A 25,522-nucleotide genomic window follows, 5' to 3' on the forward strand; every position below is an offset into this window, starting at 1 on the left:
CGGCTCGACCGAGATGATTCAACCTAGGAGATCGACAGACCATGCAATACCCCACGCGTGTGCGCCCGGTGGATTTCGGCAGCCTCTCCGAAAGACAGGAAGCGGTCCGGATCAAGATGGGTCCGTATGGCGAGGAGGCGCAGGAGGGCGCCTCCGCCATGATGAAGACCTTCCTCAACTACCCCGAATTCGCCCGCTCCATCGGCAGGATCGGCACCAGGGTCACGTTGACCAGCGACCTTCCGAAGCGTCTGGCCGTCATGGCGTCACTGCGCACGGCCTGGCTGTGCGGTTGCGAATATCTCTGGGCGCATGTTCGCGAGGAGGGCGTCGCGATCGGGATCACCGACTCCGAAGTCCGCGCGATTGCCACGGGTGAATATCAGGACGCTCTGAACAGCATCGAAAAACATGTCGTCGAGGCGGTGGACGAGATGCATGACACGCATTATCTGAGCGACGAAAAATGGTACCGGGTAGGCCGGCTCGGACCGAATGCGGTCATGGACGTCATGACGACCTACGGCTTCTTCGTCACGCTCTCGGCCGCGGTCAACAGCATGGGTGTCGAGGTGGAGGACGGCCTCGCCGGGTGGGGAATGCCCAGGGACGCGAGCACCACGGCCGGCACGGATCTGACGGCTCCGCGCCAGGTGCCCAAGCGGGTCTTCGAAGCCGACTACGCGCTGCTGAGCCCCCAGCAGATCGAGCAGGCGAACCGGATGGGACGGCGCGGCAAGCCGACCACCTCGAAGCTCCAGAAGGCCATGATCAACTACCCCGAGTTCCTCAGGTCGATCGCACCGTTCGGCAAGCGCGCGATCGACGACACATGCCTCCCCCCTCGGGTGTGGCAGCTCGCGGCCATGCGCACGGTCTGGCTGTGCGACAGCGAGTATCTGTGGTCACAGCACCGTAAGGCCTGCTTGGCGCTGGGCGTGACCGACGACGACCTCGCCGGTGTGGCCGAGGGCCCGCAGAGCGCGTCGCTGAAGGACTTCGACCGGGTCGTCGTCAGCGCCGTGGATGAGATGTACCACCAGAACCGCATCTCGGATGCGAACTGGAACAAGTTCGACCAGTTCGGCTCGGAGGCAATCACCGACCTGATGCTGGTGTACGGACTCTACGTTCTCCAGTCCTGCCTGGCGCGCAACTTCGGGACGACCCTGGAGGAGAACTCGATCGGCTACCTGCCCGAACTCGAGCGATTCCGTGATGGACAGCAGAGGGGAAACCGTGGCTGATCTCCGATCACAGGATTGGTTCGGCGGCGAAGGGGCCCAGGGTTTCACCCACAGGAGCTGGGTGCGGAGCCGTGGCGTGCCGAAAGACCATTTCGACGGTCGCCCGGTCATCGGCATCTGCAACACCTGGTCCGACCTCACCTCGTGCAACTCGCACTTCCGCGAGCTGGCCCAACACGTTCGCGAGGGCATCTTGGAGGCCGGCGGCGTCCCCATGGAATTCCCCGTCATCTCGACAGGAGAGACGCTGACCCGTCCCACCGCCATGTTGCTGCGCAACCTCGCCAGCATGGATGTCGAGGAGACGTTGCGAGCCAATCCGCTTGACGGCGTCGTGCTGATGATGGGCTGCGACAAGACCACGCCGGGGCTGCTGATGGGCGCCGCCAGCGTGAACCTCCCGACGATCGGCCTGTCGGCCGGGCCGATGCTCAACGGTAGTTTCCGCGGCCGGCCCTTCGGCATCAAGGACGCCTGGAACCTGGGGGCCGACCTGCGGGCCGGCCGCGCGAGCATCGACGACGTGGAAGAAGCGGAGTCCTGCCTCAACCGCACCGTCGGTGTGTGCAACGTGATGGGCACGGGCTCGACCATGGCAGCGATGGTGGAGGCGTTGGGCGTCGGGCTTCCCGACAACGCGGCGATCCCCGCCGTCGATGCGCGCCGCCGGGTACTCGCCCGGATGGTGGGACGCCGCATCGTCGACATGGTGCTCGAGGACCTCACGCTGGACAAGGTGCTGACCCGGGAGGCCTTCGAGAACGCGATCAAGGTCAACGCGGCGATCGGAGGATCCACCAATGCCGTGATCCATCTGACCGCGATCGCCCGGCGCATGGAAGTCCCGCTGGACATCGAGGACTGGCACGCGATCGGCCAGGACATCCCGACGCTGGTCGATATCCAGCCATCCGGCACGTACCTGATGCAGGACTTCCATGAGGCCGGGGGGCTGCCGGCGGTCATCCGGGAGATGTGCGAAGGCGGGCTGCTCAACGGTGACGCCTTGACCGTGACCGGCAAGAGTCTCGCGGAGAACAACGACCAGGCGAAGTGCCACAACCGCGACGTCATCTTCAGGCTCGATGACCCTTTCAAGGCACATTCCGGGATTGCGGTCCTTCGCGGAAACCTCTGCCCCGAGGGTGCGGTCATCAAGCCGTCCGCGGCAGAACCGCGCCTGCTCAAGCACCGCGGTAAGGCCGTCGTGTTCGAGAACCAGGACGATCTCAACGCCCGCATCGACCACCCTGATCTCGAGGTAGATGCCGACTCGATCCTGGTCCTCAAGAACTGCGGGCCCAGGGGCTTCCCCGGTATGCCCGAACTGGGCATGATCCCGATTCCGGCCAAGCTCCTGGCTCAGGGGGTCAAGGACATGGTCCGGATCTCCGACGCGCGCATGAGTGGCACCGCCTTCGGTGCGGTCGTCCTCCACGTCTCGCCAGAAGCGGCGGTCGGCGGTCTGCTGGGCGTCGTGCGTGACGGTGACGTCATCGAACTCGATGTCGCCGGTCGCCGGCTCGAACTCCTGGTCTCCGGCGAGGAACTGACGCGGCGCTCCGGGGAACGGCCGGCGCCTGAACCGAAGGCGACGCGGGGCTACGCGAAGCTCTACATCGACACCGTCAACCAGGCCCACGACGGCTGCGATCTCGACTTCCTGGTCGGCAAGACCGGCAGCGACGTCCCACCCAACCAGCACTGACCCGCTGCGGCGGTAAGAAAGGATCAGCATTGGAATCGATCAGGATCTACGTGCCCCAGGGCTCCCTCGGTGTCGGGATCTTCCCGGAGGAGATCGGCTACGCGCTGGCACGCAACCCCCACGCGATCGCTCTGGACGCCGGCTCGACCGACGCCGGTGCGGCCTATCTGGCCACCGGGATGTCCAAGAACGACCGGGGCTCGGTCAAGAAGGACCTCCAGCTGTTGATGGGTGCCCAGCAGCAGGCGGACATTCCCATTCTCATCGGCACGTCCGGCCAGGCCGGAGGCGATCTGAACGTCGACTGGACCCGCGACATCGTCCTGGAGATCGCCCGCGAGAAGGGATACACGCCGAGGATCGCGCTGCTCTACTCCGAGCAGGAACCGCAGCTGATCAAGCAGAAGCTCGCCGAGGGCAAGATCTCCAACCTGCCCCCGCTGGGCGACCTCGATGAGGCCACCATCGATCAGTGCCTGCACATCGTCGCGCTGATGGGGCCGGAGCCCTACTTCGCGGCGCTGGAGGCGGGCGCCGACATCATCATCGGCGGCCGGACCTCCGATCCGGCGGTGATCGGGGCGTTCGCACTGTGGAAGGGCGCACCGGCCGGGCCGAGCTGGCACGCGGGCAAGATCGCCGAGTGTGGCGGCCAGGCAACCACGGCCAACACCGGACAGCGTGGTGTGCTCCTTGAGATCGATGCCGACGGGTTCGCGGTCGAGCCGGTCGATCCGCAGTTCAGGGCGCTGGTCGAGGGCATCGCGGGGCACCTGCTGTACGAGAACAAGAACCCGTGGCGGCTGACCGAGCCGGGTGGCGAGCTCGATGTCACCGAGTGTGAGTATGTCCAGCTGACCGAATCGAAGGTGCGGGTGACGGGATCGAAGTGGGTTCCGCGGCCGTACACGATGAAACTGGAAGGCGCCTCCGGGGACCTGTTCCAGACGATCATGATCGTCGGGATCGTCGACCCCGACGTGCTCGCCGAGCCTGCGGTGTTCCACGACATGATGCTGACGACGCTGACCAAGCGTGCCATCTCGGCCACGGGCCTGAGCCGGGATGACTTCGACATCTCGCTGCGCATGTACGGCTGGAACGGGGTGAGCGGAATGGCGCCGCCTCCCGGTTCGGTCCCGCTCGAGATCGGCATGATGTGCGTCATCACCGCCCAGACGCAGGAGCTGGCAAGCCACATCGCCAAGGCATGCAACCCGTACTTCTTCCACATGCCGCTTCGCCTGGGCATGGAGTTGCCCAGCTACGGCTGGCCGTTCACGCCGGGCGACATCGATCGCGGCCGCGTCTTCCAGTTCGTGCTCAACCACGTGGTCAGCGTCGATGACCCCCTGGAACTGGTTCGCATCCAGATGCTTGATGAGCTGAAAGTGAAGGTGGCAGCCAATGCCTAAGGTCCGTGAAGTCTGTCATCACGTCAGGTCGAAGGTGGCGGGCCCGTTCTGGGTCACCATCGACCTGATGTTCGACGGCCAGGAGAACTACGATCGCTATGCCCAGAGCCCCTCGCTGAGCGCCGAGTCGATCGCGGCGATCTATGGGGTCGAGGCGGACACGATCTCTCTCTACCCGATTCCGCAGATGAAGGTCTTGAAGATCTCCTACCCCAGGCGATCTCCTCAGGGTGGCATCGAGGAGCGGGACCTGCACTCCGGGCAGCAGTACGCCTACCTCCTCGATGTCGAGCTCACGTGATGTGTCGACGACCGGGTGAGGGGCGAATGACATGAGTCAGGCGTTCGGTGACTATCAGCTGGAAATCTACTTCAACGCTCTGAGCGGGCGCGTCTCTGATTTCCCGATGGACTACGCCGCCCTCGAACGTCGAGCGGTCGCCGCGCTCGACCCGTCGTTGCTGTCCTACATCGCCGGCGGTGCGGGGGACGAGGCGACCCAACGTCGCAATGTCGACGCTTTCGCGCAGTGGGGACTTGTGCCCCGGATGCTGGTCGGTGCGAGCGACCGGGACCTGTCGGTGACCGCCTGGGGACATACCTTCCCCACCCCGGTCTTCATGGCGCCGGTCGGGGTCGCCGGTCTGGTGACCCCTGATCGGCACGGTGACATCGCCATCGCCCAGGCGGCGGCCGCCACCGGTGTGCCGGCGATGTTCTCCACGCTCATGGAGGATCCGCTGGAGGACGTCATCCCGCATGCCGGCGAAACCCCGAGCTTCTTCCAGCTCTACACGCCCAAGGATCGTGATCTCGCGGCCAGCCTGATCGAGCGCGCGGTCCAGGCCGGCTATCGCGGGATCACGGTGACCCTTGATACGTGGCTCCCGGGCTGGCGGCCGAGGGACCTGGCTTCGGGCAACTTCCCGCAGCTGCGCGGGCACGTGCTGAAGAACTACACCAGCGATCCGGTCTTCCGCCGGCTCGTCGGTTTCAGCGAGGATCCGCAGGTGATCGTGAGCACCTGGGCACAGATCTTCGGCAACCCGCTGACCTGGGCCGACCTCGCGTGGCTGCGCTCCCTGACCGATCTGCCGCTCATCCTCAAGGGCATCGCGCACCCGGACGACGCTCGTCGCGCCATCGACGCCGGCGTGGACGGCATCTACTGCTCCAACCACGGTGGCCGCCAGGCCAACGGCGGCCTCAGCGCCCTGGAGCTCCTGCCGGCGGTCGCCGCGGCGTGCGAGGGCCGGGTCCCGGTGCTGTTCGACTCCGGCGTGCGCAGCGGGACCGATGTGGTCAAGGCGCTCGCCCTCGGCGCGACCATGGTGGGCATAGGTCGCCCTTACGTCTACGGACTCGCGCTCGGTGGCGTGCCCGGCCTGATTCATCTGCTCCGGATGTTCCTGGCCGAGGCGGACCTGCTGATGGCCGTGAACGGATACCCGAATCTCGCCGAAGTGCGGGCGAACGTCCAGCGCGCGCTGGCCGGACGGGCATGACCACCACCGACATCGCCCTGGTCACGGGCGCGAACAAGGGCCTGGGCCGCGAGATCGCGCGGCAACTGGCGGGCCGAGGTATGCGGGTCTATCTCGGCGCCCGGGACGAGGCCCGTGGCCGGGAGGCGGCCGATGAGCTGGCTGCCGGCGGCGGCGATGTTCGATTCGTCCAGCTCGATGTCACCGACGTGGGCTCCGTCGCGGCCGCGGTCGCGACGATCGACGCTGAGTCCGGCCGCCTTGACGTCCTGGTCAACAACGCGGGCATCTCAAGCGAGATCGGCACCGCGGTCCCCGACATCACCGCGGACCAGATGCGCGCCACCTTCGAGGTCAACGTTTTCGGCGTCGTCACCGTGACCTCGGCCTGCATCCCGCTGCTGCGAAAGTCGGCGAACGGGCGGATCGTCAACATGTCCAGTCGCCTCGGGTCGCTGACCGCCTTGAGCGCCCCGGACAGCCGGCAGCGCACGACCGGAGCACTCACCTACAGCTCGTCCAAGGCCGCGCTCAACGTGCTCACGCTCCTGTACGCCGAGGCCTTGCGAGCTGACGGTATCCAGGTCAACGCGGTCACTCCCGGCCGGGTACCGACCGACATCAACGCGTCCACCGACCGGCGCGGTGAACGCACACTGGCCGACGGTGCGGCGACCCCCGTCCACATGGCCACGCTCCTGCCCGGGACCATGACGGCAACGTTCCGCGGTGCCGCGGTCGATGAGTCGCCGGGGTGGTGACCGCAGCGCCCTGCGCCGTGGACGCGCGCGACACCTGCCAGGTTCTCCGCGAGCAGAACCTGGCAGGTCGATGACGTCAGCTGTCCAGTTCGTCGGCGACTCGGACGATGCCATACCGGTAGGCGTAACGCACCGCGTGCACCCGATCGCGCAGCTTCAGTTTCGTGAGGATCCGTGAGACGTGGGTTTTGACCGTCTCGTCGCCGATGTAGAGGGTCGCGGCGATCTCTTGATTGGTCAACCCCTCAGCGAGCAGCAGAAACACCTCGTGTTCGCGCGCGGTCAGCTGGGCCATCCCTGGTGGCAGCGTCTGGACCGACTGCTCGACCGGAGCGATCGCGTCGGCGATGCGTGAGGTGAGCCGCCGAACGACGGACGGGTCGACGTAGGCGTCGCCGCGACCCGCGGCTTTGACCGCGGCGATGAGCTCCTCGGCGGGCAGGCTCTTGAGCACGAAGCCCTGCACTCCCGCGGTCAGGGCACGATGGAGGTATTCGTCGCTGTCGTAGGTGGTGAGCATGAGAATGCGGACGCTGGTCAGTCCCGACGCCCTGATCTCGGCTGCTGCTGCGAGGCCGTCGAACTTGGGCATTCGGACGTCGAGGATCGCCAGATCCGGTCGCAGTCGGAGCGTTTCCGAGACCGCGGCGCGCCCGTCCGCGACCTCGGCCACGCACTCCAGGTCCGGCTGAGTACTGAGGATGGCGCGCAACCCGGAGCGGAAGGTCGCGTGGTCATCGGCGATGAGGATGCGAGATGTCACAGTGCTTCTCCTGACGATGACGCGTCAAAGCATACGTTCACCCTGGTCTCCCAAGTCTTTCCGCTGCCGTCGGGTCCGTGTGAGACGGTGCCGCCGAACAGGGCCACCCGGCTCCGGATGCCCACCAGCCCACGCCCGGTCGAGGGACGGTCGGCTCGCTCCTGGCGTGGGCCGATGCCGTTGCGCACGCTCAGCACCACGTGGTTCTCGCCGAAGTCGAGATCGACGTCCACCGTGGTCCCGTCTCCGTAGCGCAGTGCGTTGGTCAGCATTTCCTGGGCGATCCGGTACAGCGCGATGTCGACCGAGCCGGGCAGCTCGCGCGGCATGCCCGTCACCTGGAACCGGATGGCCAAGCCCGAGCGCCGGACACCGTCGAACAGTTCGTCCAGATTGCCGAGGCCGATCTGGCTGGTCGAATCGGAGGTCCTGTGCAAGATGTCGAGCACCCGGCGGAGGTCGAGCATCGCCGATCGGCTGGACGCCTCGACGGCTGTGAGCGAGTCGATGATGTCCGGATCAGCGAACTCGGGCCGAGCGGCGAGCTTGAGACGTGCCGCACCCGCGTGCACACCGATCGCGCTCACGTGGTGGGAGATGACATCGTGCAGGTCACGCGCGATCGACGTCCTCAATCTCTCCGCAGCCCTCTCCATCTCGGCGGTGGCGTCGCGCACCTCCATCTCACGGTTGTGGTGCAGCTCCGCGATGTAGCCACGGCGCGCTGAGGTATACCGGCCGACCAGCCAAGGAATGAACGCATCCTTCACCACTCCTGTGACGGCCGCGAGCATGTCGCCGGGACCGGCCACCGACTCCGCGATCGCGATGCCGGCCGCCAGCACGATGACGGCGCCGATGCTCGACCTGTCACGCAGCCAGGCGCCGGTGCGGTACGCCGCGATCACGCTGCCGATCAGATCCCAATCCGCGCCGGGCGTCGCCTGGAGCAGAAGGGCCAAGCCGACAGCGGTGGCCGCGTGCGCGACGGCCACTTGCCCCGAGTATCGGGGAGGGAGCGCAAGTGCGGCATCCACGCACACAATGGTGATCAACCCGCCGATCCGGAGCGCGCCGGGCAGGTCGGGCGTCGCCACGGCGAACATCACGACGTCGACCAGTAGGCAAGCAAGGGCGATGAGCCGAGCCTGCCGGGCGAGCGACTGCATCACACCGGGCACTTCCCTTCGTCGCGCGGACAAGCGCGCTACGGGCGTACGGGCATCCTCCACATCGGCCATCTGCAACCATCTACCACTGGTACGCCGACGGTTGAATCCCCCGATCAGGGGGCATGCCTCCCCGAATGGTGTGACGATCGCCACGCGTTGAACTCTATAGGTTGGCGAAAACCCGGTCTTGTGATGGAGGGCCCGTGCCGTCGTACAACCTGTCCTCGCTGCTCGAATCAAGCGCAGCCAAGTATCCCGACCGTGCTGCGATCGTTCTCGGCAAGACTCGTCTGAACTACGCCCAGGTCAACGGTGCGGCCAACCAGGTCGCCAACCTGCTGGTCTCCCGCGGCGTGAAGCCGGGCGACAAGATCGCCCTGATGATCCCCAACCTGCCGTTCTTCACCATCGTCTACAACGGCATCCTCAAGGCCGGCGCCACCGTCGTACCGCTCAACGTGCTGCTCAAGGGTCGCGAGGTCGCCTACCATCTCGGCGACTCGGACGCCGTCGCGCTGTTCGCCTTCCAGGGCACCCCCAAGCTGCCCATCGGCCGAGACGCGTACGCCGGCTTCCAGGCCACCGAGAGCACCAAGGACTTCTTCGTGGTGACCGTCGACCCGGCCGCGCCGAGCCCGATCGAGGGCACCGAGACCTTCGGCGCCGCCATCGCCGCGCAGCCGGCCACGTTCGACACGGTCGCCACCGACGAGGACGACACCGCCGTCATCCTCTACACCTCCGGCACCACCGGCCGGCCCAAGGGCGCCGAGCTGCGCCACCGCAACATGCGCGACAACGCGCTGGTCTCCGACCAGCTCTTCGGCGCCGACGGGACCAGCCCGGACACCTACCTGTGCGTGCTGCCGCTGTTCCACTCCTTCGGCCAGACCGTCATCCAGAACGGCGCGGCCGCCTTCGGCGGCACCGTGGTGATGCTGCCGCGGTTCGACCCGCAGGCCGCGCTCGGGCTGCTGCACAAGGAGCAGGTCACCTTCTTCGCGGGCGTGCCGACCATGTACTGGGGCCTGCTGGGCGCGCTCGACGAGAGCGTCGACGTGGCCGCCATCGCCAAGAACCTGCGCACCGCCGTGGCCGGCGGCTCGGCGCTGCCGGTGGAGATCCACCACGAGTTCGAGAAGCGGTTCGGCGTCGTCATCGCCGAGGGCTACGGCCTCTCGGAGACCTCGCCGGTGGCGGCCTTCAAGCCGCGCGGCGCCCCCGCCCGGGCCGGCTCCATCGGCACCGCGATCCCGGGCGTCGAGCTCAAGCTCATCAAGCCGTCGAGCTGGGAGGAGGTCGGCTGGACGCCCGACGCCATCGGCGAGATCGCGATCAGGGGCCACAACGTCTTCAAGGGCTACTACGACCGCCCCGAGGCCACCGCCGAGGTGCTCACCGAGGACGGCTGGTTCCGCTCCGGCGACCTGGCCAAGCGTGACGGGGACGGCTGGTACTACATCGTCGACCGGGCCAAGGAGATGATCATCCGCGGCGGCTTCAACGTCTACCCGCGCGAGATCGAAGAGGTACTGCTCACTCACCCGGCGATCTCGCTGGCCGCCGTCATCGGCGTGCCGCACGAGTCCCACGGCGAGGAGATCAAGGCCGTGGTCGTGCTCAAGCCCGGCGCCACCGCCACGCCCGGCGAGCTGGTGGAGTGGTCGAAGGAGCAGATGGCCGCCTACAAGTACCCCCGCGTCTTCGAGATCGCCGACGCCCTCCCCATGACCGCCACCGGCAAGATCCTCAAGCGCGAACTCTCGTAGCTGAACGCCCCCTCGACTCAGGCCTCTTCGTCGAGCCGATCAGCCACTCGCCCTATGATCCGCGCAGCGCCGCCCCCGACGCGGCATCCTGGACCGAACCGGATGCCCTGATCAGCGAACGTGCCCGCTGGTCCGGCCCGGCCGACACAGCCCTCGCCGACCTTCCCGACGAGGGCTACGCGTTTCCGGGACCCTGATCAGCCGCAGGTGGTGACCCAGGCGTGGGAGCTGATCTTGTTGTCGGCGCTTTCGCCAGTGTGGAAGACTTCCCGTCCCAGGGTGAAATCCTGCCAATAGTCGCCGTGCCCCAGGCACATCCACGGACCCACGAAACCAGGGTCTCTCCACATCACCACGTCGTCGTACTGATGGACGTAGCCGCGGTTGTAAACCGACGTCGCGATGTTGTCCATGTTCCCGCAATTGAGGCCGGAATACTGATAGTTATTCCAGTCGCCGCCGTATCCACAGCCGCGGCCCTGCTCGTAGGCGTGCTCGTAGATCCAGAATCTGCCGTCGACCACGCCCGCGGCGCCCGCCTCTCTGGGCTCGGCGTTGTAGGCCGCCACCGGGGCCTCTTGCGCCGTTTTGCGGTCGGGGGTGTCCGCGGAGGCGGCGGGCATCCCGATGAGAAGTGCGCCGACGGTCGCCATGCTCAGGAGCACGGCACGAATGGTGTTCATTCTGTCCCTTCCTTTCGAATATCGCGCTCAGCGATGATTGCGGCCGCCCGGGGCAGGGCGGCGAGTTCCAGGTCGCGTTTCGCCTTGATGTCGGAGCGGTACCGCGCGACGAGGTCCCGCTCGTACCGGGCGTCCAGCCGCCGTACCGTGTCGGTCAGGCCGGTGTCTCTCGCGCAGGTCGCCTCGGCCACCGCGGTGCGGATCTCTTCAGCACGGTCATGCCTGTCAGCGCCGCCCAGCATCGCCCCGCGCGCGGCCGCCGGGCGGGCATAGTCGTGGCCACGGCCGCGCATGCACGCGGACCACTCGGCCAGACCCGCCTTGTACCCTGCGTCTTCCAGCACCTTTCCGGCCCGGAGCGGCCTCAGCTGCTCGGTGACCTTCGTCACCCGGTACCACGTGCGCAGGTCGCCGTAGAGCAGCCGCTCGGCCTCGGAGACGCAACCGCGGTCGCTTCTCCGCATGGTGCCGCCCAGAGGCACCTTCGCCTCCAGGCCGACCGGCGCCGGGCCGTTGAGCGCGGCGCGGGCGGCGGCGCGGGCCTGCTTCGACAGCCCCTGGAAATAGCGTTTGTTGGGGTCCGCCTCCGCCAGCGCGGCGGCCCGCTCCTGAAGGTCGCCGCCGTATCCGTGCTTCTTTGCCCAGTCAATGTCCGTGAGCACGTAGGGGAATTGCAAACTCTGCGGCATCGTATTATCCGGTGGTGTCATCCAGACCTTGAAGCCGTGTTTCCTCATGCAGTCGCGTAAAAGCAGCTGCTCGGCCCTGTCGAGCATGTCCCTTTCGGTTTGGGTTTTGGTTTGAGTGAACGAATCGGGCGGTTCACGGACGGTGGCACCGTCCGAGCAGGCACTGATTGCCAGCAGAACTGCCAGCGCGGATATCGTGCGCCACATATTCCGATGGTGACATTCGGCCGCCGCTTCCCGACACCGGAAAAGCTGCCAATAAAGATGTCTTTCCTGCCAGCGGCCCAGCCGGCCGGGAGCGGCGTGGCAGTCCGTGAGTGCCGGTGGATGTATTCGACCTTGCGGGTGGAGTCGAACGATTCGGCGGCATTGTCGAGGCCGGAGCCGGCCCTGCGCTGGTGGGCCGCGCTCTATCATGCCGATCAGACCCAGCCGTACAAGGCGGACGGCGAACGTATCCCTTGGGTGTGGCCGCCGGCCCGCAGTGACCGGTGATGCTCACCGGAGGGCGCGCGCCCTCGCCGACCTGATCCGCGGTTTCGGCGGCGACGCGGCCACCGCCCACCCGGCCACCTGGGCGGACGCCGAAGGCGAAGCTTATGACGACCTGGCCGAGGGCGCCGACGGCATCATGCTGGCCGGCCGGCACGGAGCGTGGACGGTTGTCATGGAGCTCTTCAACGCGCGGGGCATGCCCGGGACACGACACCGAGCACGGTCGCCTGCTGCTGAAGGAACGGGCCGTGCAGGCGCTGATCTAGGCTCTGCTGCCCGGTGCCGACCTCGCCGGCATCGCGCGGGAGACGGTCGAGGCCGCCGGAGAGACCCACCTTCGCGAAGAGAACGGCGACCGCGAGCGGGAGCGCATCCTGAGCGTCGTCACCTACTCCCTCCGCACCGGGATGAGCCCGTGGTGACCGGTCCCGCCGGAGGATCGGCGGGCCCGCCTGGGCTCGGTGGGATCATCGCCGACCGGGGGCGTAGGGACGGAGCATGTTCCCGGGCCGGTGTTCGGCGAAGCCGGGCGTGCCGAGGTCGAGCGGGGAGGCGGCGTCCAGGGCCGCGCCGAGACGGTTGAGCGTGGCGGCCCGGGTCTCGGGCCAGGCCCGGCCGGTGATCCGGCGTTCCAGCGTCAGCGCCGAGACGATGATCTCCGACGGCCGGTAGCCGCAGTGCCCGGGGCGGTCGACGAACGCCTGCCGCAGCAGCCTCCCGGCGCCCATGCCGCGCACGGCGTCGGCGTACGCCTCGGCCTGCACGACGGTGGGCGCGTTGTCGCCGGTCTCGTGCAGCGTGAAGACCGGGTCACGCAGCTCGCCTGTCGGGGTGACGTTGGCGGCCATATAGGCCACGGCGGCGGGGTCGGCGGTGATCCGCGGCGCGCCGGCCAGCGTCGCCAGGTCGTCGGCCAGGCTCAGCCCGGCCTCCCGGTACAGGGCCTTGACCTGCCGTGCGGTGCCGGAGCGGGCCAGGAGCGAGCGGTAGTCGACCCCGTCGTTCCAGGAGAAGTTACCGCCCGCACGTTGCTCCAGGGGCTGGCGAGGTGAGAAGGCGGCCCACATGAACGCCTGGTATTGCTGCTCCTGCTGGGCCGCGTGATCTCCAGGGGCCGGCTTGGGCGTACCGGCCACCGACCAGGTGGACAGCTGAGCGAATGACGCGGCCAGAGCGATACGCGCGCGTCCCTGCGAGGTGGCCTGGGCGGCGTCCAGGATCTCCTTGCCCTTACGCTGGCGGGCCGCCTCGTCGGTGACCCGGACGAGTTCCAGGTCCGCGCCGGGGGCGGTGAGCTGCTTGAGCGCCCAGGTGGCGTCCAGGCCGGCGTTCAGCATGGCGACCGGGCCGGCGACGGACCCGCACAGGGGAAGCGCGCCGTCGAAGCGTTCAGGATAATTCTGTACGAGGCCGGCGGCGACCTGCCCGCCCATGGACGAGCCCCAGGCCATCGTGCGGGCGGGCCGCCCGAACCGGGCGCGTACCTCGTCCAGCACCGCAACGGCATCCGGCATGATCTCGGCCACCGCCCAGCCGCTGCCCGCGGGTTGAGTGCCGGCCAGGGCGTAGCCGTGGGACAGGAACCACTCCCGGGTGACGGCGTCGGGGGAGTTCGCGGCGGGCCGGCCGGCGGTGGAGACGTAGCCGGGGCTCCACACCAGGAGAGCTCCCCGCCAGTTCTCGGGGACCTCGATGAGATAGCGGCCTCCGCTGGGCAGGAGGCCCTCGACGCGGGAGACCGGCGGGGCGGAGGCGCAGGCGGGCTGACCGGCGAGCGCGATGGCGACGGTGGCCAACAGGGCTGTGGCGGCTGTTCTGACCGATGCGAGCACGATGCACCTCCATGTGTTGGGTGTTGAGCACTCCTGATAGTCGGGGGTACCTGTATTGATCGTCAAGATAACTGTTATTTATAATGGGCAGACGTCGCAGCTGAACCGGTCACGGGATGAAGGACTCTTCCCAGGCGTTCTTGCCTGGTGCCATCGCGCCCTGGGCGCGATCGGCGCCCTCGCTCCGCACATCACCGGGCAACGAGGAGCAGCCACGGGGATTGACATTGACGACAGAAAGCTGAACGATCGTCACTATCAACGTCGACGATGGACGTCACAGCAGCTGACCAAGCGTCCCGCTGGCCATTCGCGGACCTCGTCGGGGCCTAGCCAACACCCCCTGCCTTGCCCATCTACCGTGGAGGAAACGCGACATGTCTGCCCGCTCCATGACCGCGCGGACCCTGCTGGCGGCGACCGTGGGCGCGGTCGTCCTCGCCGGCTCCGGTGCCGCCGTAGCGGCGCCCACCCAGGATCCGCCACCATCACGAACCCCCTCGGACGCCTCGACGCAGACCGTGCTGCCCACGGTCCGGGAGGCCGCCGACGGGCTGCCCGGGCACACCGTCTACCGCCCAGCCGACCTCAAGGCACTGCCGAAGGGCAGCCTGCCGGTGATCGTCTACGGCAACGGCGCCTGCGCGACGAGCAACCTCGAAGCGATCACCTTCCTCACCGGCCTGGCCTCCCAGGGATACGTCGTCGTGGCCAACGGCGCGGTGGATGAGTTCCCCGTCCCCAACACCCCCGGGAACACGACGGCGCACCCCGAGGCGCTCCTCGCGGCCGCCCACTGGGCCACCGAGTCGAAGGCGGCCCGGAAGCAGTTCGACGGGCGGGAGGACAACACACGGATCGGCGTGCTCGGCCACAGCTGCGGCGGCATCGAGGCTCTCGCCGCCGGGACCGACCCCTTGGTCGACGCGGTCGCCGGGTTCAACACCGGCTACTTCCCGGAGCCGAGCTTCGGCGGCTACGGACGCGACCGTCTCGCCGACCTGCACAGTCCGACGCTGCTGGTCAACGGCGGTCCGGATGACGTCGCCCACCAGAACAGCATCGACAACTACGCCCTGCTCGACGTCCCCGCCGTCCTGGCCGGTGACACGACGGCCGGCCACAGCAACCTGATCTCCGGCACCAGGGCCACCACGGGCTGGCAGGTGGCCGCGGACTGGTTCGACTACGTCCTGCGCGGGGACCGAGCCGCCGGGACACGCTTTGTCGGCCCCGACTGCGGACTGTGCGCCGAGGCCGGCTGGAAGATCGAGTCGAAGGGGCTGTCGCTGTGATCCGCCGTGGAGTGAGCATGTTCCTGGCCATCGCGCTGGCGACCGTCGTCGGCGGCGGAACCGCCGCCGCTGCCCCGCCCCGGCCTCCCGGCGGGGCACCGTGTCTGGCGGGCTCCCCCGCCGACCCCACCTGCATCAGCGGCACCCTCGACGACGGCACACCCTACGAGTTCGTCGTCCCGGCCGGCTGGAACGGCACCGTGGTGGTCGCCCTCGACTTCGCCGGCTCGGGCCTGAACGACTCCCTCACCGCGCGATTGCTGGCCAAGGGCGTGGCCCGCGGCGGTACCAGCCGGGCGATCACCGGCTGGGACATCCGGTCCGCCATCGACAACCAGGCCGCAGCGCTCGCCCGCTTCGAGCACGCCTACGGCCGGGCACGGTACGCGATCGATTCCGGGACCTCGATGGGCGGTTTCGTCGCCGCCGGCGTCGCCCAGATCCACCCCGACGCCTTCGACGCCGCCGTCCCGATGTGCGGCGGCCTCGGCGGGTCCGTCGGCCAGTGGAATCAGAAGCTCGACACGCTCTTCGTGCTCGAGCGCCTGGTCGCCCCGGGGCTGCCGGTCATCGACATCCCGGAGAACGTCGACTCGGCCCGGAAATCATGGATCGACGCCCTGGCCGCGGCGCAGCGGACTCCCGAGGGCCGAGCCCGGATCGCACTGGCCGCCGCGATCGGCCAGCTGCCGGCCTGGGGCCGGAACCCCGACGGGTCCGCGCCGCCGCCACCGGACAGCAGGGACGCCAACGCGCTGGAGCAGGGCGCTTACCTCGCGCTCGCCGGTGGGCCCCTGCCCTACGTCGGGCAGGCCATGAGCAGCCGGCGCCAGATCATGGCGGTGGTCGGCGGGAACCCGTCCTGGAACACCGGCGTGGACTACGCGAAGCAGCTGCGCCAGACCGATCCCGCCCTCCGGCGTGCCGTCGGCGCCCTGTACAAGGCGGCAAACCTGGACCTCCGTGCAGACCTCAAGAACCTGGCCGCCGCACCCCGCATCGCCGCAGACCCCGACGCCGTCGAGCGGTTCTCCCAGGGCATCGTCCTGGACGGCGACCTGCGGATCCCCGTGCTGACCGTGTCCGGAATCGGCGACCAGATCTCCACCGTCGCCCAGCAGCAGTCGTACGGAGAGAAGGCGCACCGGGCGGGAGCAGGCTCCCTGCTGCGCCAGACGTACACCAGGACCGTCGGCCACTGCGACTTCTCACCAGCGGAGCAGGAGGCGGCTCTGATGACGGTGCTCCACCGGCTGCGGACCGGTCACTGGCCCGCGACGTCCGCCCCGGCGATGAACGCCCGCGCGGCGGGACTGGCAGCCGATCCCGCGCCCCGGTACGTCCCGTTCACCCCGCCCCGCTTCAACCGCCCCTATCCCGGCTGAGCCGCATGGGCCGCTGCCCGGCACCGCGTCAGGGTGTCGACGCGGTGTTCGGCACCCCGATCGCGATCGGGGTGACAGAGGTGGTCATACCGTTCATGGCGAGCCTGAGCATCGGGGCGATGGTGCCGCCGAAACCGGTCCGTGCCTGCGCGGCTCCCCCTGAACGGGGATCCGTGCCGTGCTGGGAGCGGTAATTGGCGAAGCTGACCACGCGGAGGTCCGGCAGCACCAACCAGGCGTAGGCCTGGTCAGGTTCGGTGGAAGGGTTCTGCAGGACGAGTCCGGATCCGTTGAGCGGTTCGTACGGTCCGGTCAGACTGGGCGCGGCGAAGCCGTACAGCCCGGTGGGTGCACGGTCGGCCGGGTGAAAGTTGTGACGCTGGGTGGAGAAGAAGAGGTAGTACCAGGAATCGTGGACGATGACGTGCGGCCGTTCGAGCTCGTGGTTGACGCCTTCGGCGACGAGCAGGGGCGGTAGCAGGGACCAGGCGCCGGCCTGTGCGGTGGCCAGGGCGATCGCGCCGGTGAAGCCGTCCTCCCAGGCGGTGGACGCGGCGACGAGCAGATGGCCGCGCCCGTCGGCCGGATCGCGGAACCAGCCGGGATCGCGGAAGGCCCTGATCCGGCCCGCCGCCCCGTCGGACTCGTCGGCCGGCAGATACATCCGGCCGTCGGAGCGCAGGACCTCCCGGTGCTCGGCGTCCTGCCGCAGCAGGATGCGACCGCCGTCGGCGATCAGGGCGGGGCGGGTCTCGATGACGCTCTGCCGGTACGTCGGCCGTGCTTCGCCACGCCGTCCGGCGGCCGTGTAGAACACGGAGACGCTGCCGTCGGGCCGGCGGACCGCTGACCCTGACCATTCACGGCTGCCGGGCGAGGCGCCGTCGGCGAAGGCGTTCCCCAGGTCCTCCCACTGATCGCCGATCTTACCGAGCAGGCGGATCCGGGCCTGGTCATGGCGCTCTTCGGGATGGCCGAGGGCGGGAGCCGACAGGGCCATCCACAGCTCCTTGCCGCCGATCACGCTCGTTGAGCCGTCCTCCTCCTGGATCGGCCACAGGTCCCACAGATCGTGGTCGGGCAGGATCCGTGGCAGGGCCGGCGGATCGATGACCGGCGCCGTGACCGCGCCGGTCCCGGCGAGCAGATCGAGGTGCCGGCGGGTCCAGTACGCCGGTCGGCCTTCGCTCACGCGGCACCCTGCCGGCGGTGGTTGCCGGAGCGTCCCTGGAGCACGGTGGGTTCGATCGCCGTTCTCCGTGGGGTGCCTGACCGTCCTCGGGGGCGCATGGATGACCTCTTCTTTCACGGGCGGGATGTGATCCTGCTGTCGATGCACAGGCTTCGGGGCCTGAACCGGTCAGGTGCGGCAGTGCATGGCGAGTTCGGCGGCTCCTGCGGCGCCACTCCCCCAGCGCGGCGCGCTCATCGCCGTCACCCCTTCAGGGAGCCCTGGAGCAGGGCCTTGACGAAGTGACGCTGGAAGATGAGGAAGATCACGAGCGTGGGGGTCAGGATCAGCAGCGATCCGGCGCAGAGCAGCGGGATGTCGGTGCCCCACTGGCCCTGGAAGGCCCCCAGGGCGCCGGACATCGTTCGCTTGGTCGGGTCGTCGACCAGGACGATGGCCAGCAGGAACTGGTTCCAGGTCCACAGGAACAGCAGGATGCCCAGCGACGAGATCGCCGGCATGGCCAGGGGGACGTGGATGCGGCGGAACAACTGCCACACATCGGCTCCGTCCATGCGCGCGCTCTCGGACAGCTCCCCGGGCATGTTGACGAAGTGGGCGCGCATCCAGAAGACGCTGAACGGCATGAACAGCCCGATGAGCGGCAGGATGATGGCCCACCGCGTGTTGAGGAGTCCCATGTCGCGGATCTGGTAGTACAACGGCGTGATGATGCCCTCGAACGGGAGGGTCAGGCCGAGCACGAACAGCAGGAAGATCGCCCGTCCGCCGTACACGCGCAGGTGGCCGATGGCGAAGCCGGCCATCGTACCCAGCAGGATCGAGATCGGAACCACACCCAGCACGATGAGGGCGCTCGACTTCAGCAGCTCGCTCATGTTCGCCGCCTCGAAGGCCCGCAGGAAGTTGCCCCACTGCGGGTCGTCCGGCCAGGCCAGTCCGGCCGGATAGCTGCCCGAGGGGTGCAGGGCGGTGACGAACAGGCTGAGGAACGGCAGGAGCGTGACCGCCATCATGAGGATGAGCAGGAGACGGCCGGTCCAGGCCTCCCGCCACCCGAGGATCATCGGTCGCCGTCCTTCGCGAACCACTGGATGGGCAGGGCCCAGGCGATCACGAGGACCATGAGCACCACGGCCAGCGCCGAGGCCATGCCGACCTCGCGTTCGGAGAAGGCCAGGTAGAAGATCTGCAGGCCGGGAACCATGGTCGTGTTGCCGGGGCCGCCCTGGGTGGAGATGTAGATGATGTCGAAGCTCGCCAGTGCCGCGATCACGGTCACGGTGACGCAGACCGCGATCTCCTGGCGCAGGCTCGGGACCGTGATGGAGATGAACTCCCGCCACGGCCCGGCGCCGTCGAGGCGGGCGGCCTCGTACAACGCCGGGTCGATCTTGCTCATGCCCGCCAGGAGCAGCAGCGTGCACAGGCCGAGCAGCACCCACGCGCCGATCATGCCGACCGCCGGAAGGGCGGTGGCGAAATCGCCCAGCCAGGCCCGGGTCACCCCGCCGAGGCCGATGAGCGTGAGCAACTGGTTGACCACTCCGGTGGACGACAGCAACCAGCTCCACGCGATGCCGGCGGCCACCAGCGGGATGACCTGCGGCAGGAAGAGCACGGTCCGCGCCACGACGGCGAGCCTGGTCGCGGCGATACGCCTGATCGTCGCCGCGATCGCCAGCCCGAGCACGACCGGGATCGCGCTGAAGAACACGATCAGCTGGAAGGCGTTGACCAGCGAGTCGAACAGGTCCGGATCGGTGAAGACCTTGCCGTAGTTGGCCAGCCCCACCCAGGTGGAGGCGCCGATGCCGTTCCAGTCGTACAGCGAGTACTGAAGCGTCAGGGTGATCGGGCGCAGGACGAACACCGCGTAGAAGGCGAGCGCCGGGGCGACGAACAGCCAGCCGACCAAGCCACGCGTGCCGCGCAGCTTGGTCACCACCGGCCGCCGGGGCGAGGATCGGGCGCCGGCAGGGCGGGTCATCACCTTCTCAGTTCCCTTCGAGCTGGCTGGCGTAGTCCTCCTGGACCGTCTTCAGCAGCTCTTGCGGCGTCTGCTGTCCGGCGACCAGCTTCTGCAACTGCGGCGTCCAGCTCTTGGCGTAGATGGCGCCGGTGGCGTTGGCGATGAAATCCATCGCGCCGTCGTCCCTCGCGATGTCCGCCCCGGCTGCCAGCGTGCTCGCGGTGACCTTGTCCGGCGCCACCGTCGGCATGTACGCGTCGGCCGGGCCCATCGGACGCGATCCGCCGATCTCGACGCCGATCTCGCGGGCCCGCTTGTCGGTGGCCACCCAGTTGAGGAAGAAGGCGGCGCAGTCGGCGTTCTTGGCGTTCGCGGCGATGCCGAAGGTGAGGGGGGCCGACATCGCGGCCAGTTTGCCGCCCTGCTGCGCTGACGGCATCAGATAGAAGCCGACGTTGCCCGGCATCTGCTTGTCGAGGTTGCCCGACTCCCAGTCGCCGTTGAACATGAACAGGCCCTGGCCGTCGATGAAGCGGCTCATCATGGTCGCGTAGTCGACCGCGTTGACGTCCTTCTGGAAGAATCCTGCCTTGGTCCACCGCTCCAGGTGTTGGGCGGCCTGCAGGTTCGACGGGGTATCGATGGTGGCACCGGGCTTCTGGAAGATCCAGTCGTTGATGGGCCCGGTCGGGCCGTAGGAGGCCATGAGGTTTTGCAAGGGGAATGCCAGGCCACCGGTGGCGCCGCCGTTGAACTGCAGGATGGGCGTGATGCCCGCCTTCTTGGCCTTGTCCAGCACTTCGTCGAGCTCCGCCAGCGTGGTGGGCGGCGCGGACATCCCGATCTGCGCGGCGAGCTTCTTGTTGTAGAAGACACCGGTCATGCTGACGTTCAGCCCCAGGGCGTACAGCGAGCCCTCGCCGCGCGGCCGCCCGCCCTGGCCCAGGCGCAGCTGCTCGAGCTGCGAGGCCGGCCACTTGTCCCAGCCGAACGCCGTCGCGTAGCCGTCCAGGTTCTTCAGCAGGTTGTCCTTGACCAGCTCGGAGACCTGGGGCAGGCGCATCAGGTCGGGCGGATTGTCCGCCAGCACACGCGGCGCGTTCTGTGTGATCACCGCGAACTGGTCCTCACGGATGTCCCACGTGACGTTCGGGTGCTGCTTGGTGAACTCGGTGGTCAGCGCTTTGGGCAGCGGGAAGCCGGTCTCGAAGTAGCCGTCGAGCTGGGTCGGCGCCGTGCCACAGGTGGGTGTCGCGGACGCCGGCGACGCGCTGGTGGCCTGAGGTTGCGCGCTGTTGCCGCCGGGAGCCGCGCAGGCGGCGGCCAGCGTCCCCATGGCGATCACAAGCGCGGCCCCGGACCTGCCGGGGCGACCTCGACGAGCCATGTGCATCTCCTCTGCTGCTGGGGACAATCGGCACCCGGCTGATGTCCGCCTTCTTTGCTAAATCGGGTTAGCGCCGATAGTCTCACCATGCGCCGCGCAAGATGTCAACCCCCCGTAACACACTCTTGACGATCGGAGGTTCTGGGTGAGCCCACGACGGGTCACGCTGGCCGATGTGGCCAAGGCCGCAGGTGTCTCCCGCCCGACCGCCTCGCTGGTGCTGTCCGGCCGCGGCCGTGAGCTGCGCATCTCTCAGGACGTCGAGCAGCGAGTGCTGAAAGCGGCCGACGAGTTGCAGTACCGGCCCAACATCGTCTCCGTGGGCCTGCGTACGGGCAGCTCCCGGACGATCGGCTTCATCTCCGACACCGTCGCCACCTCGCGGCTCGCCGGCGACATGATCAAGGGAGCACTCGAAGCCGCCCGTGACCGCGGCTTCATGTTGTTCATCGGTGAGACAGAAGGCGACGCCGAGCTCGAACGCCTCCTGCTGCAGGCCATGCACGATCGCCAGGTGGACGGGCTCATCCTGGCCTCGATGTTCACCAGGACCATTAAGGTTCCCCAAGGCATGACGGCCTCACCCGCCGTGCTGCTCAACGCGCTGCCCAAGGAGCCCACCCCCCTGCCCGCCGTCCTTCCCGACGAGGTCGAGGCCGGTCGCCTCGCCGCCCGCGTCCTGCTCGACGCCGGCCACCGCGACGGCATCTACCTGATCGGCGCCGGTCCGGGCCTGCGTAACGTGCCCTCGGGGAGCGTCGCGGCGGTGGAACGGCTCGTCGGCATCCGCGAGGCGCTCAGCGAGGCGGGAGTCAAGGTGGCGGGCGGTCGCAGGTGCCCCGACTGGCAGCCGGAGCATGGCCTCACCGCGACCCGGGACCTCCTCGCCACCGCCCGGCCGCGTGCGTTGATCTGCTTCAACGACCGGATCGCCATGGGCGCCTACCAGGCACTCGACGACTTCGGGCTCAAGGTGCCCGCGGACGTCTCCGTCGTTTCCTTCGACGACCACCCCATCGCCTCATGGATGCGCCCCAAGCTGACCACCGTGGCACTGCCCCACTACGAGCTGGGCCGTAAGGCCGTCGACGTGCTGTTCGCCGAAATCGACCGCGACCGCGCGGACACCGGACGGGCCGGCGAGGTGCACCGGGTTCCGATGCCCGTCCGCAGCCGCGAATCCGTTACGCCGTCACCCACCGGGGAGCCCCCCGGCTGAGACCCGACAGGCACATCGGGAAGGGCAGGGGATCAGCTCGCGACTCTTCCGGCCTGTCGTCGATCGTTCGCCTGCTCCTGCCGGTCCGGGACGTGACTCATCGCGTCATGCGGAGGCCGCGTCGGAGTGGGCTCCCTGGTCCAGCAGGGCGTTGATCATCTCCTGGAGCCGGGCGCGTCCGACGGCGCCGAGCGCTCCGGTCAGAGCCTGGGCGAGCTTGTCGAACGGGTCGTCCATCGGCAGCTCCTTCACCTTCTCGGCCAGCTCCGCCACGCTCCACAGCCCGTCCTTGTGGATGTGGCCGCCGGGTGACCAGCCGTGGTTGACCGTGACCGTTCCGCCCCGCACCGACAGCACCTGGCCGGTGAGCGGGCAGGTCGCGCCGGCCAGGTAGGCGGCAACAGGCGCGTTGACGGCCGGGTGCAGCGGGTCGAACCGGCCCGCCGACGGTTCCTGGCTCATGCCGGGAACGGCGTGAGTGAGGCGGGTGCGGGCCATCGAGGGCGAGATGCAGTTGACCCGCACGCCGTAGCGGCCGAGTTCGAGGGCTGCCACGGTGGTCAGCGCCGCGACCCCGGCGTTGCCTGCCGCGTAGGAGACCTGCGCGGGCAGCGGGTTGAGCAGCCCGGAGCCGGAGGAGGTGTTGACCACGGCGCGGTCGGCGTGGACCCCTGCCTGGTACCTGTCGCGCCAGTGGCGGGCCGCCCAGCGCGTTACCGCGAAGGTGCCCTTCAGCTTGACGGCCACGACGTCGTCGAAGTCCTCCTCCGACAGGTCGGTCAGGCCCGCGTTCCGTTCGATGGTCGCGTTGTTGACCACGACGTGGAGGTCGCCGAAGGACTCCAGGGCCGTCTCCACCATGCGGCGGGCGCCGTCCCAGTCGGCGACGCTGTCGGTGTTGGCCACGGCCTGTCCACCGCGGGCAGTGATCTCTTCGACGACCTTCGCGGCCACGCCGGCGTCGCCGCTCGTGCCGTCGATGGCGACGCCGGGGTCGTTGACGACGACCTTGGCGCCTTCTGCGGCGAAGAACAGCGCCTCTTCCCGCCCGATGCCGCGCCCTGCTCCGGTGATGAGGACGACGCGTCGATCCAGACTTCCCATGAATGATCACCCTTCAAGTGGCTGCAGTCTATGTAGCGATACACAGTATGCATCAATTCGGCGGATGAACTAAGCTGCCCTGCGTGGAGGAGAAACGCGGACTGCGGGAGCTCAAGAAGCAGCGCACCCGGCAGGCGCTGATCGAGGCGGCGGTGCGCCTGTTCGAGGACAAGGGGTACGACCGCGTGACCGTGGCCGAGATCGCCGACGCCGCGGAGGTGTCGCCCCGCACCTTCTTCCTCCACTTCCAGGCCAAGGAGGATGTGCTCCTGGCCAATGCCGACGTGCGCGTCGACCTGGCGCTGCAGGCGATCGCCGAGCGCAGCGCCGGGGAACGGCTGCCCGAAGTGCTGGTGCGGGCGATGGACCTGATGATCGCCGACGCCTGGGACAGCGACCTCCCCAGCGGGCTCGCGGAACTTCGCGCACGGCTGGCGGCCTCGGTGCCGGCGCTGCAGGCCCGGCTGCTGCAGCGTTACCTCACCGCGCAGTCCGAACTGGCCCAAGCGCTGCAGCGGGCATTCCCCGACAGACTCGACACGATCACCGCCGCCGCCCTGGTCGGCGCGATGGTGGGCGCGATCAGCACATCCGCACTGACCGCGCTGCGGCGCGGCGACGCACCCAACGAGGTACGCAACGCCATGCGGCAGGCCATGGCCCTGGTGGCGCAATCCGTCACCTGACGTTCAGCGATGAGCCGCCCGATCTCTGTGAGCCGGTGATCTTGGCCGGTCGTTCGTGCTCGGTGCCGGGGTCAGGCCGAGGAAACGCAGAAGGGGTGGCCGGCCGGGCTGGCGTACACCCGGGAGCCAGGCCGAGTGGAGGCGACGACATCGTCGTCAGCCGGTCGCAGCCGTCGACCGCCGGCGTCGAGCACCCGCTGGGCCGCGGTCGCCGCGTCGTCCGTGGCGAGGTCGACGTGCATCTGCTGCGAGACGCCGTCGGGCCACTGCGGCGGCACATGCCCCGGAGCGTGCTGGATCACGATCACGGGGAAGCCGTCGATCCGCAGGAAGTGGTGCGTCGCCGTCCTCGTGATCGAGCCGCCGAGCAGCCGGTGCCAGAACGAGCTCTCGCTTTCCAGGTCCGCGGCGTCCACGATCAATGACGTCAGGCTGAAGGTCATGGTGTTCTCTCCTCGAATCGCGTACAGGGGGCGGTTCAGACCACGGGGATGATGCCGCCGTCGACCCGGAACTGAGCACCGGTGAGCCATTTGGCGCGGCCGGAAGCGAGGAACGCGATCATCTCCGCGACGTCCGCGGGCTCGCCGGGGCGGCCCATCGGCACCTTCAGGTGGTCCACGATCTGCTGCTTGACCTCGTCGACACCCACGCCCTGGCTGTCGGCCATCTGCTGAAGATGCTCGACCGCTCCCTCGGTGACGACGAAGCCCGGCAGAACGCACACCACGCGTACGCCGTGCTCGCCCACCGCCGTCGCCAACTCGCGGCTGTAGGCGTTGAGCGCCGCCTTCGAGGCCGCGTACGACGCTTCGGCCGGCTGGGGCAGGTGGCTGGCGATGGAGGAGACGTGCACCACGACGCCGGAGCCACGCTCGACCATCCCGGGAACCAGGGCCCGGTCGAGCCGGACCGCGCTGAGCAGGTTCATCTCCAGGTCGGCGAGCCAGGACGCGTCCGGCCGCTTCAGGGTCGGCATCGGCCCGGTCGCGGCTCCGGCGTTGTTGACCAGGACGTCGATGCCTCCGACGCTGTCCACCACTCGTCGGCCGAGTTCCGTCGCCCCCTCCTCGGAGCGCAGGTCGGCGGGAATGAAGGTGGCGGGCAGGTCTTCCGGGGGCGCGGTTCGCGAGGCTGTCAGCACGGTGGCGCCGGCCGCGGCGAAGCGACGGGCCGTCGCCTCCCCGAGCCCTCGGCTGCCACCGGTCACCAGCACTCGCAGGCCGGCGAGCGTTTCGTACTCGATCGTCATGGGCGTACTCCT

General features: G+C 68.6%; 24 protein-coding genes. 12 read left to right on the plus strand and 12 right to left on the minus strand.

Features of this window, described 5'->3' with window-relative positions:
- Nucleotides 1–41 precede the first annotated feature (41 nt).
- From ACTMTF_RS07555 to ACTMTF_RS07580, 6 genes are read left to right on the plus strand one after another with little or no spacing between them, the layout of a single operon-like run.
- A complete protein-coding gene (locus tag ACTMTF_RS07555) occupies nucleotides 42–1,247 on the plus strand; it encodes a carboxymuconolactone decarboxylase family protein (protein ID WP_441109906.1) in 1,206 nt (401 codons plus the stop codon).
- Complete coding sequence (locus ACTMTF_RS07560; RefSeq protein ID WP_441109907.1) at nucleotides 1,240–2,955, plus strand: IlvD/Edd family dehydratase; 1,716 nt, start codon at nucleotides 1,240–1,242, stop codon at nucleotides 2,953–2,955. The genes ACTMTF_RS07555 and ACTMTF_RS07560 overlap by 8 nt, the downstream gene beginning before the upstream one ends.
- A gap of 29 nt (nucleotides 2,956–2,984) precedes the next feature.
- Nucleotides 2,985–4,370 (plus strand): acyclic terpene utilization AtuA family protein, encoded by a 1,386-nt coding sequence (locus ACTMTF_RS07565; protein ID WP_441109908.1) that lies wholly within the window; start codon nucleotides 2,985–2,987, stop codon nucleotides 4,368–4,370.
- Nucleotides 4,363–4,671: a DUF4387 domain-containing protein gene (locus tag ACTMTF_RS07570; RefSeq protein WP_441109909.1), complete on the plus strand. Its 309-nt coding sequence runs from the start codon at nucleotides 4,363–4,365 to the stop codon at nucleotides 4,669–4,671. The genes ACTMTF_RS07565 and ACTMTF_RS07570 overlap by 8 nt, the downstream gene beginning before the upstream one ends.
- A 31-nt stretch (nucleotides 4,672–4,702) precedes the next feature.
- Nucleotides 4,703–5,875 carry an alpha-hydroxy-acid oxidizing protein gene (locus ACTMTF_RS07575; protein ID WP_441109910.1) on the plus strand — a complete coding sequence of 391 codons (1,173 nt, stop codon included), beginning with the start codon at nucleotides 4,703–4,705 and terminating at the stop codon, nucleotides 5,873–5,875.
- Nucleotides 5,872–6,615 carry an SDR family oxidoreductase gene (locus ACTMTF_RS07580; RefSeq protein WP_441109911.1) on the plus strand — a complete coding sequence of 248 codons (744 nt, stop codon included), beginning with the start codon at nucleotides 5,872–5,874 and terminating at the stop codon, nucleotides 6,613–6,615. Before ACTMTF_RS07575 ends, ACTMTF_RS07580 begins: the two co-directional genes overlap by 4 nt.
- A gap of 76 nt (nucleotides 6,616–6,691) precedes the next feature.
- Here ACTMTF_RS07580 and ACTMTF_RS07585 read toward each other — a convergent pair whose 3' ends face one another.
- Together ACTMTF_RS07585 and ACTMTF_RS07590 are read right to left on the minus strand one after the other, a co-directional pair.
- The gene (locus ACTMTF_RS07585) at nucleotides 6,692–7,378 is read right to left on the minus strand and encodes a response regulator (RefSeq protein ID WP_441109912.1); all 687 of its coding nucleotides are present in this window, start codon (nucleotides 7,376–7,378) and stop codon (nucleotides 6,692–6,694) included.
- On the minus strand, nucleotides 7,375–8,703 hold the full coding sequence (locus ACTMTF_RS07590) for a sensor histidine kinase (RefSeq protein ID WP_441109913.1): 1,329 nt from the start codon (nucleotides 8,701–8,703) through the stop codon (nucleotides 7,375–7,377). Before ACTMTF_RS07590 ends, ACTMTF_RS07585 begins: the two co-directional genes overlap by 4 nt.
- Nucleotides 8,704–8,753: 50 nt before the next feature.
- Between ACTMTF_RS07590 and ACTMTF_RS07595 the strand changes: the two genes are divergently transcribed.
- On the plus strand, nucleotides 8,754–10,319 hold the full coding sequence (locus tag ACTMTF_RS07595; RefSeq protein ID WP_441109914.1) for a long-chain-fatty-acid--CoA ligase: 1,566 nt from the start codon (nucleotides 8,754–8,756) through the stop codon (nucleotides 10,317–10,319).
- Nucleotides 10,320–10,516: 197 nt separating this feature from the next.
- Here ACTMTF_RS07595 and ACTMTF_RS07600 read toward each other — a convergent pair whose 3' ends face one another.
- Together ACTMTF_RS07600 and ACTMTF_RS07605 are read right to left on the minus strand one after the other, a co-directional pair.
- Nucleotides 10,517–11,002: a hypothetical protein gene (locus tag ACTMTF_RS07600; protein WP_441109915.1), complete on the minus strand. Its 486-nt coding sequence runs from the start codon at nucleotides 11,000–11,002 to the stop codon at nucleotides 10,517–10,519.
- Nucleotides 10,999–11,898: a hypothetical protein gene (locus tag ACTMTF_RS07605; RefSeq protein ID WP_441109916.1), complete on the minus strand. Its 900-nt coding sequence runs from the start codon at nucleotides 11,896–11,898 to the stop codon at nucleotides 10,999–11,001. Before ACTMTF_RS07605 ends, ACTMTF_RS07600 begins: the two co-directional genes overlap by 4 nt.
- A 6-nt stretch (nucleotides 11,899–11,904) precedes the next feature.
- Here ACTMTF_RS07605 and ACTMTF_RS07610 point away from each other — a divergent pair, with 6 nt between their 5' ends.
- Nucleotides 11,905–12,186 carry a hypothetical protein gene (locus tag ACTMTF_RS07610; protein WP_441109917.1) on the plus strand — a complete coding sequence of 94 codons (282 nt, stop codon included), beginning with the start codon at nucleotides 11,905–11,907 and terminating at the stop codon, nucleotides 12,184–12,186.
- A 467-nt stretch (nucleotides 12,187–12,653) separates the two neighbouring features.
- On the opposite strand, the gene ACTMTF_RS07615 is transcribed toward ACTMTF_RS07610, so the two are convergent.
- Nucleotides 12,654–14,018, minus strand: a complete 1,365-nt coding sequence (locus tag ACTMTF_RS07615) for a hypothetical protein (protein WP_441109918.1) — start codon at nucleotides 14,016–14,018, stop codon at nucleotides 12,654–12,656.
- 377 nt (nucleotides 14,019–14,395) lie between these two features.
- On the opposite strand from ACTMTF_RS07615, the gene ACTMTF_RS07620 reads away from it, so the two are divergent.
- Entirely contained in the window at nucleotides 14,396–15,313 is a 918-nt protein-coding gene (locus ACTMTF_RS07620; protein ID WP_441109919.1) for an alpha/beta hydrolase family protein, read from the plus strand.
- A 17-nt stretch (nucleotides 15,314–15,330) separates the two neighbouring features.
- Complete coding sequence (locus tag ACTMTF_RS07625) at nucleotides 15,331–16,698, plus strand: hypothetical protein (RefSeq protein WP_441109920.1); 1,368 nt, start codon at nucleotides 15,331–15,333, stop codon at nucleotides 16,696–16,698.
- 28 nt (nucleotides 16,699–16,726) lie between these two features.
- Here ACTMTF_RS07625 and ACTMTF_RS07630 read toward each other — a convergent pair whose 3' ends face one another.
- From ACTMTF_RS07630 to ACTMTF_RS07645, 4 genes are all read right to left on the minus strand, one after another.
- Complete coding sequence (locus tag ACTMTF_RS07630; RefSeq protein WP_441109921.1) at nucleotides 16,727–17,890, minus strand: glycoside hydrolase family 68 protein; 1,164 nt, start codon at nucleotides 17,888–17,890, stop codon at nucleotides 16,727–16,729.
- A 242-nt stretch (nucleotides 17,891–18,132) separates the two neighbouring features.
- A complete protein-coding gene (locus ACTMTF_RS07635; RefSeq protein ID WP_397012617.1) occupies nucleotides 18,133–18,957 on the minus strand; it encodes a carbohydrate ABC transporter permease in 825 nt (274 codons plus the stop codon).
- Entirely contained in the window at nucleotides 18,954–19,880 is a 927-nt protein-coding gene (locus tag ACTMTF_RS07640) for a carbohydrate ABC transporter permease (RefSeq protein WP_397012619.1), read from the minus strand. The genes ACTMTF_RS07635 and ACTMTF_RS07640 overlap by 4 nt, the downstream gene beginning before the upstream one ends.
- Before the next feature lie 7 nt (nucleotides 19,881–19,887).
- Complete coding sequence (locus ACTMTF_RS07645) at nucleotides 19,888–21,249, minus strand: ABC transporter substrate-binding protein (RefSeq protein WP_441109922.1); 1,362 nt, start codon at nucleotides 21,247–21,249, stop codon at nucleotides 19,888–19,890.
- Nucleotides 21,250–21,394: 145 nt separating this feature from the next.
- Here ACTMTF_RS07645 and ACTMTF_RS07650 point away from each other — a divergent pair, with 145 nt between their 5' ends.
- On the plus strand, nucleotides 21,395–22,468 hold the full coding sequence (locus ACTMTF_RS07650; RefSeq protein WP_441109923.1) for a LacI family DNA-binding transcriptional regulator: 1,074 nt from the start codon (nucleotides 21,395–21,397) through the stop codon (nucleotides 22,466–22,468).
- 105 nt (nucleotides 22,469–22,573) lie between these two features.
- Here ACTMTF_RS07650 and ACTMTF_RS07655 read toward each other — a convergent pair whose 3' ends face one another.
- A complete protein-coding gene (locus ACTMTF_RS07655) occupies nucleotides 22,574–23,572 on the minus strand; it encodes an SDR family NAD(P)-dependent oxidoreductase (protein ID WP_441109924.1) in 999 nt (332 codons plus the stop codon).
- Nucleotides 23,573–23,655: 83 nt separating this feature from the next.
- Between ACTMTF_RS07655 and ACTMTF_RS07660 the strand changes: the two genes are divergently transcribed.
- Nucleotides 23,656–24,258: a TetR/AcrR family transcriptional regulator gene (locus ACTMTF_RS07660; RefSeq protein ID WP_441109925.1), complete on the plus strand. Its 603-nt coding sequence runs from the start codon at nucleotides 23,656–23,658 to the stop codon at nucleotides 24,256–24,258.
- 71 nt (nucleotides 24,259–24,329) lie between these two features.
- Here the strand turns inward: ACTMTF_RS07660 and ACTMTF_RS07665 are convergent, their stop codons facing one another.
- Nucleotides 24,330–24,701: a VOC family protein gene (locus tag ACTMTF_RS07665; protein WP_441109926.1), complete on the minus strand. Its 372-nt coding sequence runs from the start codon at nucleotides 24,699–24,701 to the stop codon at nucleotides 24,330–24,332.
- 35 nt (nucleotides 24,702–24,736) lie between these two features.
- Entirely contained in the window at nucleotides 24,737–25,510 is a 774-nt protein-coding gene (locus ACTMTF_RS07670) for an oxidoreductase (protein ID WP_441109927.1), read from the minus strand.
- Nucleotides 25,511–25,522: the final 12 nt, after the last annotated feature.

Source organism: Nonomuraea sp. ZG12 (genome assembly GCF_052068115.1).
GTDB lineage: Bacteria > Actinomycetota > Actinomycetes > Streptosporangiales > Streptosporangiaceae > Nonomuraea.